This is a genomic window from Nocardioides stalactiti, from assembly GCF_014180715.1.
GTDB classification, from domain to species: domain Bacteria; phylum Actinomycetota; class Actinomycetes; order Propionibacteriales; family Nocardioidaceae; genus Nocardioides; species Nocardioides stalactiti.
Genome location: NZ_JACEFC010000229.1, coordinates 668 through 1,895 on the forward strand (window position 1 = coordinate 668; position 1,228 = coordinate 1,895).

Below are 1,228 nucleotides of genomic sequence, written 5' to 3' on the forward strand. Positions count from 1 at the left end.
GACGAGCACGATCAGCGGGCGCTCCGACGCCCGCGCGTGGAGCACCCCGCGGACGGCGGCCGCGACCGCGCGCGGGTCGACCCCGTCGCCGTCGTCGAGCAGCAGCGCCGAGCGGATCGCCGCCCGCTGCGGGGGCGGCAGCGCGTCGTACTCCTCGGGCGGGATCGACGCCAGCAGCTCGCTGAGCCCGGAGAACGCGAGCCGACCCTCGGCCTCGAGCGGGCGCGCCGTCAGGAGGGTCGCGTCGCGGTCGGCGAGCGCGTCGCGGACCGTCACGGCGAGGGCGCTCTTGCCCATCCCCGCCGGCGCGACGACGGTGGCGACACCGGTCCGGTCGGGACCCGCGCCATCGAGGCGGTCCGCGCAGGCGAGCAGCGCCGCCAGCTCGACGTCACGCCCGATCACGACCCCCACCGAGGCAGTCTCACCTGAGCGGGGCGTGGCGTTCACCGAAACAGCGAAATGGACACGCCGGTCACGCCGGGCGCGCGGCGGGCGCGGGCGCGTGGTCCATGAGCCAGCCGGCGCCGATCGAGCCGTGCCCGAGACCGGCGGCGCGCAGCGCATGTCGGACGTCGTCGGCGTCGTGGGCGACGTGCAGACCGAACGCGGTCTGCTCGCCCGGGAGGACGACGGCGGCGAGCGCGCCCGAGCGCGTCAGCCTCTGGGCCTGAGCGGTCACCAGCTCGGCGGCGAGCGCCGGCCAGTAGTGCTCGCTCACCCAGATCTCGGTCACCCGGAGGTCGGCAGGGAGATCAGCTGGCACAGGAGCAAGCCTGCTCGGCGGCGACCTGCGCTGCGACGGGGAAAACCCTTGACCTGTGACCTGGCGCACGCGCAAGAGGTGCGGCGCCGCATCTTCTGCGTAGCCGCACTTCTTGCGTATCCGCAGTTTATGCGGTATCGTCCTCGGCATGACCCAGGATCAACCGGTCGGTCCCGACCGACAGGGGTTGTCCGACGTACTACGCGCCCTCGACCAGGCCGAGCAGCTGATGGCCGAGGGCAAGGATTCCGTCGGAGCCCTCCCCTACCTTCGGGAAGCAGCCGACCGGCTGACCGAGCTCATCGACGAGTCGATGGCAGAAGCCGTGCTGGCCGGCCAGGCGTCACTCCGCAGTGCGGGGGCGCAGGCCGGGCTCACGGAGAACGCCGTCGGCCCGCGGCTGGCCCGGACCATGGCCCTCGGCGCCTACGCCGACGAACGGGGCCGGGTGACGGCGGGGGG

At 74.0% G+C, this 1,228-nt stretch carries 3 protein-coding genes (1 of these 3 only partly in view); 1 reads left to right on the plus strand and 2 read right to left on the minus strand.

Annotated elements, in window-relative coordinates; translation table 11 throughout:
• On the minus strand, positions 1–567 hold part of the coding region annotated (locus tag H0487_RS22570) for an AAA family ATPase (protein ID WP_246384402.1) (this coding region is incomplete at its 3' end). Its footprint begins 667 nt before the window's first position; 567 of 1,234 annotated nt are visible.
• A complete protein-coding gene (locus H0487_RS22575; RefSeq protein ID WP_183096434.1) occupies positions 476–766 on the minus strand; it encodes a hypothetical protein in 291 nt (96 codons plus the stop codon). The genes H0487_RS22570 and H0487_RS22575, both read right to left, overlap by 92 nt.
• Before the next feature lie 148 nt (positions 767–914).
• On the opposite strand from H0487_RS22575, the gene H0487_RS22580 reads away from it, so the two are divergent.
• A partial coding sequence (locus H0487_RS22580; RefSeq protein ID WP_220793710.1) for a hypothetical protein occupies positions 915–1,228 on the plus strand: 314 nt, incomplete at its 3' end.